This is a genomic window from Streptomyces sp. NRRL S-340 (genome assembly GCF_000720185.1).
In the GTDB taxonomy this organism is placed as follows: domain Bacteria; phylum Actinomycetota; class Actinomycetes; order Streptomycetales; family Streptomycetaceae; genus Streptomyces.
Genome location: NZ_JOIY01000056.1, coordinates 37,235 through 44,293, shown reverse-complemented (window position 1 = coordinate 44,293; position 7,059 = coordinate 37,235). Strand labels below are relative to the sequence as shown.

Genomic DNA, 7,059 nt, shown 5'->3' with positions numbered 1-7,059 from the left:
CAGGAGGCCGTCGGCGGAGCGGGCGGTGCCGCCGTTGCGGCCTTCGCCGGTGACGTCGACGCGGGCGGTGTAGGTGACGGCCATGACGGTTCTCCCTGTACGTGGTTCGCAAGTGGATGCGTTGGGTGTGCTGGTCGGGCCTCCTTCCCCGGTGACCCTTCGACTTCAGTGTCACCCGTTCGGGCGGTGACGCAATCATGGCAGGAGTTTCCGTCACCCGTCAAGCTGGTGACGATGACGGGCGATGGAGCACCGACGGCGCCGTGCAACCGGAACTTGAGGTTCAGCGGAGAAACACACATCCACCGTCGATCGACTGAGGACGTGTGCCGGTCGGTCGCGGCACAATCGAGGACGTCAGGGCCCGGGACCATCCGGCCCACCGGGCACGTACGGGCTCAACGGCGTGCACCGCAGCGGCTGTACCCCCGCGTTCCGGCACGGCCCGTCCCTTGGAGAGAAACATGAAAGCTGTAGGCGTCACCTGCTTCGGAGGCCCCGAGGTCATCGACGTCTTCGACGTCCCCGAGCCGCACGCGGGCCCTGGACAGGTGCGGGTCAGGGTGCACGCCGCGACCGTCAACCCCGGCGACCGGTTCCTGCGCGGCGGCTTCACCGGTGCCTGTGCCCTCCGGCCGCCCTACGTGCTCGGCGCGGAGGCCGCCGGGGTCGTCGACGAGATCGGCCCGGGAACGCGCACCGGTCTGCGCGTCGGGGACCGGGTGATGGCGGTGGTGATGCCCACCAGCGCGACCGGCGGCGCCTGCGCCCAGTACGTCGCGCTGCCCGCCCGGCAGGTCGCCCTCGCTCCCGCGGGAAGCAGTCACGCCGAGGCGGCGACCCTGCCCATGAACGGGCTCACCGCCCGGCTCGCCCTGGACCTGGTCGGCCTCGCGCCGGGCCGGACGGTCGCGGTCACCGGCAGCGCCGGGGCCGTGGGCGGCTACGCGGTCCAGCTGGCCCGGGCGGACGGGCTCACGGTCGTCGCCGTCGCCTCGCCGGACGACGAGGAACTCGTGCGCTCGCTGGGCGCGCACATGGTGGTCCCGCGCGCGGGCGACATCGGCCGGAACATCCTGCGGGCGGTGCCCAGCGGCGTGGACGGGCTCGTGGACACCGTCGGCGCCGGAGCGAGCGCCTCCCTGGCCGTACGGGAGGGCGGCACGCTCTCCAGCAGCGTGGGAGTGGGGTCCTCCGAGGAACTGCGGCTCCGCGCCATCCGCAACCGCACGGCGGTGCTCACCTCGTACCTCGGCGACGTGGAGCGGCTGGACCGGTTGCGGATCCAGGTCGAACAGGGCCGGCTCACCCTGCGGGTGGCCCGCACCCTGCCCGCCGAAGAAGCCGTCGCCGCGCACCGTCTCCTGGAGCGCGGCGGGATCCGCGGACGGCTGGTGCTGGAGTTCTGACCGCCCCGGCCCGCGGCCGAGGAGGGACACCGGCCCCGGACGGGCATGCGGCGCCGGCGCCCGCGTGCCGGGCGGGGCCTGCCGAACTGCCGCCGTCGGGCCTGCGTCTGACCGTGTTCACGGCCGGCCGGGAACGGCCGCGCGCCTTTCCCGTCGAGCACCGGACCGGCGCGCCGGAGGCGGCGGTCCGGCCGCCGGACGCACCGTCCGGGGAAGAGACGGCGCGGTACGCCGTTCCCGGCGCGGTACGCCTGTCCGGCGCGGCACGCCCCGCCCGGCGCGGCACGCCCCGCCCGGCGCGGTACGCCCCGCCCGGCGGCCGGCTGTGGCCGCCGGGCACGGAGCGGCCGTGGCGCGCCGGATCCCGCCCGCTCCACGCCTCCCCCGCCGTCTGCCCCCACCCCCACCGGCCGGAGGCCCCGGCCGCCCGCGACCAGTCGGCGGGGCCGGCCGCGCGCGGGCGGCCTGCGTCAGAAGACCGCAGGAACCTCCGTGAGCGCCTTGGCGATCTCTGCCGTCAGTTGCTGTCCGGGCGGCGTCCCGGTCGCCCACCAGACGCGTCCGTCGGGCCGGACGAGGACCGCCGTGACCCCGGACCACCCGGGGCCGCCCGGGCCGGCGATGCCGCCGGCGCGGACCGCGATGCCCGCTTCGGCCGCCCGGTCGGTGACCTCGGTGTCCAGCGGTTCCTCCCCTGTGACGAGGAGGACGGCACGACCGCCGTGCAGCAGCGGGAACACTCCGTCACCCGCCGGATCGTGGACACGGGCCCCGGTGAGCGGGTGGGCGGCGGAGTCGTCGGACCGGTAGACGACGTCCACGCCGGAGAGCTTGCCGGCCAGCATCCCGGAGAAGGCGGGGTCCGTGCTGATGGCCTCGTTCAGCAGGCCACGCAGCGCGGCCGTCTCCGGCGTCGAACGGGTGATCAGCGCCCCCTGGGCCAGCGTGTGTCCGGCCAGTTCCAGGCCCACCGGGTGACGTTCGGCGTGATAAGTGTCGAGCAGTTCGGTCCCCGCTCGCCCCTGGATCACCGCGGCCAGCTTCCAGCCGAGGTTCATGGCGTCCTGGAGGCCGACGTTCAGGCCCACGCCGCCCGCCGGCCAGTGAATGTGCGCCGCGTCCCCGGCCAGCAGCACCCGGCCCGCGCGGTAGGCGGCCGCCACCTTCGTGGCGTTGCCGAACCGGGTGAGCCAGGACGGGCTGTGCATCCCGAAGTCGGTGCCCGCGATGCGCAGGGACGCGTCCCGCAGCTCCTCCATGGTCGGCGGTTCACGACGCTGGTGGACCGCGTCGTACCCGGCCAGGCGGAACCTGCCGTCGCCGAGCGGCACGACGAGGAACATCCCGTCCGCCGAGCGCGCGGCGAAGCCGGGGGAGCCGGGCGGGTCGTCGAGAACGACCTCGCCGATGAACCCGTAGGCAGAGCTCTCGGTTCCGGGGAACGCGACACCGGCTTCCCCGCGAACGGTGCTGCGCCCTCCGTCGGCGCCCACGACGTACGGGGCGCTCACCTCGTACTCGCCCTCGGGCCCGGACACCCGCAGGGTCACCGAGCTGTCGTCCTGCGTCAGCGTGGTGACGGCGCTGCCCCGCCGGACGACGACGCCCGCCTCCCGTGCGTACTGTTCCAGCAGCTCCTCGGTGGCCCGCTGCGGGTGGATGACCATGAAGGGGAACGGAGTGGGCAGCGCACTGAAGTCGACGCGGGACTCCAGCATGCCGAAGTGCCAGCCCGGACTGCGCCGGCCGGCGGCGAGCAGATCCCGGTGCCGGTCGCGCAGAGCCAGCACCTCGACCGTGCGCGGCATGATGCCCAGGGCCTTGGAGTGCGGACTGCGCACTTCGTCCCGCTCCAGCACGAGCACCTGGACGCCGGTGAGGGCCAGTTCGTGGGCGAGCCACAGCCCGACTGGTCCTGCTCCTACGATGACGGCCTCGGGAGCCGGTGAGGTGGACGGCGTCACGGACATGAGCGTGTTCTCCTGACGAGCATGGGGGGTTCCCGCGGGAACTTTGGACGGGTCCCGGCGGACCGGCGGACCGGTACCGTTCCGGGGAGTTTCAGGTCGCCCTCGAACAGGGGCGTCCGATGCGCGGTGGCCGGGGCGGCGACGGAAGGGTGCTGGTGCGCCGGCAGCACGAAGGGGTACGTCCGGCTCAGAAGTCCCGCCGCTGAGGCCGTGCCGGCCCCGCCGTGCGGACCGACACGTCCGCACATGTTCCTGGCGCGGCGCATGTGCACGCTGGTGCCGGACCGGCTTGTACGGGCCCTTCCCCGACGTGTGCGGCGGGGCCCATGGCCCCGCCCTCCCCTGATGAGGGCAGGCGGCCACTCGTTGCCGACGGGCAGAGGGCCGACCATGAATCACATGTTCGCACACAGGCACACGTATCTGATTGGGGCCGCGCTCTACCGGTGCATGTGCCGCGGAAGGCGCGATCACCGCACGGGCGAACGTTCGCCTGCCTGTACCGGGAGCCTTGCCGGGCCGGGTTGCGGTCGGGCTTCACCGGCGCACGCGCCTCCCCGTCGGTGCCGGATCGTCAGGCCGATGTCGCCGCCCCCACTGCCGGCCTGAAAAGAGAAGGGACCGCCGGCGCCCGTGACCGTGGCGGACGGTCTGCGCCGCCTCGCGTCCGCCGGACGGCGTACGGTCCCGGGCGGCGCCGGCGCCTACGACGTGGCCGCGACGGGCGGCACCGTCCGGCCGGTGCTGTGGCCGGGAAGGTTCGCCGGGAAGTCCGCGGCGCCCGGTGACGGGGGCACCACCCACGGCCTTCGGGGCGGTGGGAGGGCGTCGCAAGCCGGAACATGACCCGCGTACCGGATCTGCTCGGGTGATGCGACAACGCGGCGAGGCACCGCGCCGGACGGCACGAGCAGGTGAACCTTCCCGGTCCCGGCACTAGACCCGGTGCGCGTCCTTGAGCTGTGCGAGCTTGGCCAGAGTGCCTTCACGCTGCGCCTTGCGCCAGCCCTGCTTGGCGAACACTCCGTTGAAGAACATCTGCACGGTCTTGACCGGGGGCGCGGCGAAGCCGGACGTCGTGTGCGGGGCGTACACGACGGTGTCGCCGTCCACCTCCAGCCAGCCGGTGCAGATCCGGTTGGCCAGGCCGACCGCCTGCGGCCCGAAGGCGTGCGCGGTGAAGCCCGCCCTGCGGGCGCCCTCCGGCAGCAGTCCGGGGGCGCACTCCAGCAGCAGTCCCCGCTCGCTGTGGCCGGTGACCCGGACGGGTACGACGACCGGGTAGCCGTCGGCTCCGCGGTAGCCGATGAGCTGGTGCGTCAACTTGGTCACCTGACCGTGCAGCTTGCGCATGCCGACGCGCGGCCCCGTGCCCTTCGCGGGAGGCGGCTGAGTGTCCGGGGTACCGGGCCACGCTGCGCCGGAGACGGTCCGCTCCCCGTTGCCGGACTCGTCGGGCCAGGAGACGACACGCTGGACGGCGATGTCGATCACGATCCGGTTGTCGAAGTAGTCCCGGAGTATCCAGTCCCAGAACTTGCCGGTGGGCACCGCGCCCAGGAACCGTTCGACGCGCGGCGCGAGATCGGCGAGCACCTCGGGCGACGGCGACAGCGGCACATCGGCGCGGCCCTGCACCACGGCGAATTCCCCTGCCGTCGCGAAACCGTGCTCCCGCGTGTGGTAGGCCATCGCGACGCGCGAGTCGCGCAGTATGTTGAAGAGTTTGCCGTTGAAGGCCAGCGAGGTGGTGACACCGATCGTGCCCGCGGCTCGGTCCACGAGTCCGGTGGGGGAGACCGGGATGATCACACAGCCTCCGGCGGGAGTGCCGTAGGCGAGTGCGGTCACCAGGTCGCCCTCCATCGCGTCCTGCACCGCGTCGGACCAGGACACCGTGCCGGGATTCGGCGACGTTGGGGGTTGCGTCATGAGCGGCATCATACGTGTCTCGTCGGCACCTTTCTGACCGCACGATCGGCGCCCATATGCATAGATTTCTGCGGCACACAGCGAGAGCCCTGCCTGCGCCCGCACGGCGTTTGACAGAGTCGAAAAACGTTTGGGCAAGGCATGCCGCATCGCCGCCGGCGCACTGTCCGCGGGCAGTCGGGGAGGCTCTCTCGCGCGCGATCACAGGTACGCCGTCAGGGGGCCCGGGTGTGCGCTCTGCGAACCTCCGCACGGCGGCGATCAGCGGCTTCTTCGGAGGTGTCCTGGGCGGTCGTGGACGCCGTGCGTCAACGGCACACTCCTCGGGTTCCCTCCCGGCGGGAGACCAACGTGGTCGACCACGCCATGACCGGACCGAGGAGCCGCTTCCCGCCGGGTTCGCCGGCCTGTTGATGCACGTGCGCGACACCGGGGCGACCGGCCGGCCCTCGGCGGCGAGGGCTGACGGCCGCCGGGCCGGCGAGCGCGAAGTGGTGGACGAGGCCGGAACGCACCGTGGTGGGCGGCTCATGAAACGGCCGCCCGCCACCCATGCGTCATGCCCCGGCGAGCAATCGCATTCAGCCGACGGCCGCGGCCAACTGGTCCGCGACCTCGCCGGGCGAGGGCATGGCCTGGATCTGTTCGGCGGCGCGGCGGGCGTTGTCCCGGTACTCCACGTTCCCGAGCACCTCGGCCACGGCCCGCGCCACGGCCTCCGCACCCGCCGGCGGCATGACCGCGACACCGGTGCGCGAGCCCTCGACCGCGCCGGCCTGGATGAACTGGTCGGCGCCCTGCGGTACGACCACCAGGGGCACGCCGCGCGTCAGGGTGCCCATCGTGGTGCCGGCCCCACCGTGCGTGACGACCACGTCGATGCCGTCGAGCAACTCCGCGAGCGGCGTGAACGCGACGAACTCGACGTGGTCGAGTCCGTCACCGAAGTCCGCGGCCTCGGCGGCGAGACCGAGGGTCACGACCAGGTCGGCCTGCCCGGCGAGGGCGTCGATGACCGGACGCAGGGCCTCCGGCGTGGCGAAGTGGGTACCGAAGGACAGCAGCACCCGGGGCCGGGCGCCGTCGCCGGCGGGTATGGCGCCGGCCGTCTCGCTGGGCGTTCCGGCGCCGCGGTGGGCCTCGGGCCGCAGCGGAAGACGGCCCTGCGGCGACTCCCAGTCCGGCGCCCGCAGGATCTCGGGGCACGGGTCCAGGTACCAGGTGGGCGCGGGGACGGTCAGGCCACGCTCCTTGTAGCGGCGCTCGGCGACCGTGTCGAAGACCTCGGTGAACCTGGCGGGGATCAACGGGCCGAACGCCAGCTTGGCGTACGGCACCTGGAGCGTGGCGGCGACGAGCGGACCGACGTAGTCGGTGGCCTCGGCCACGATCAGGTCGGGCCGGAACTCACGTGCGGCGGCAACGGCCTCGTCGGCGGTGAGGTCGATGCGGGCGCCGGCGAACAGCTCGGCCGCCACGGCGGGGTCGGGTGCAGTCGGGTCGTCCACGCCCGCCAGACGGGCCGCCTCCGCGAGCAGCACGGGGATCTCCGGGCCGACGGGAAGCAGGGTGAGGCCGTCGGCCGCGAGGAGCTGACCGAAACCTGCCGAGGTGAGCACGACCACCTCGTCGCCGCGCTGACGGAAGGCACGAGCGAGGGGCAACTGCGGAAGGAGGTGCCCGTGCTGGGGGGTGCTGGAGAAGAGGATGCGCATGCGGGGAGTCTAGGGCATTGAGTAGCGACACAC

4 protein-coding genes are annotated in these 7,059 nt (G+C 73.4%); 1 reads left to right on the top strand and 3 read right to left on the bottom strand.

The genetic code is table 11. The features are described 5' to 3' along the window. Positions 1 to 464 precede the first annotated feature (464 nt). Entirely contained in the window at positions 465 to 1,409 is a 945-nt protein-coding gene (locus tag IG64_RS32965) for an NADP-dependent oxidoreductase (RefSeq protein WP_037863062.1), read from the top strand. Positions 1,410 to 1,879: 470 nt separating this feature from the next. On the opposite strand, the gene IG64_RS32960 is transcribed toward IG64_RS32965, so the two are convergent. The 3 genes from IG64_RS32960 to IG64_RS32945 form a co-directional block, all read right to left on the bottom strand. Continuing rightward, entirely contained in the window at positions 1,880 to 3,379 is a 1,500-nt protein-coding gene (locus IG64_RS32960; RefSeq protein WP_037863060.1) for an FAD-dependent monooxygenase, read from the bottom strand. 936 nt (positions 3,380 to 4,315) lie between these two features. Then, the gene (locus IG64_RS32950; RefSeq protein ID WP_063758859.1) at positions 4,316 to 5,311 is read right to left on the bottom strand and encodes a hypothetical protein; all 996 of its coding nucleotides are present in this window, start codon (positions 5,309 to 5,311) and stop codon (positions 4,316 to 4,318) included. A gap of 581 nt (positions 5,312 to 5,892) precedes the next feature. Beyond that, a complete protein-coding gene (locus IG64_RS32945) occupies positions 5,893 to 7,026 on the bottom strand; it encodes a glycosyltransferase (protein ID WP_037863057.1) in 1,134 nt (377 codons plus the stop codon). Positions 7,027 to 7,059 lie beyond the last annotated feature (33 nt).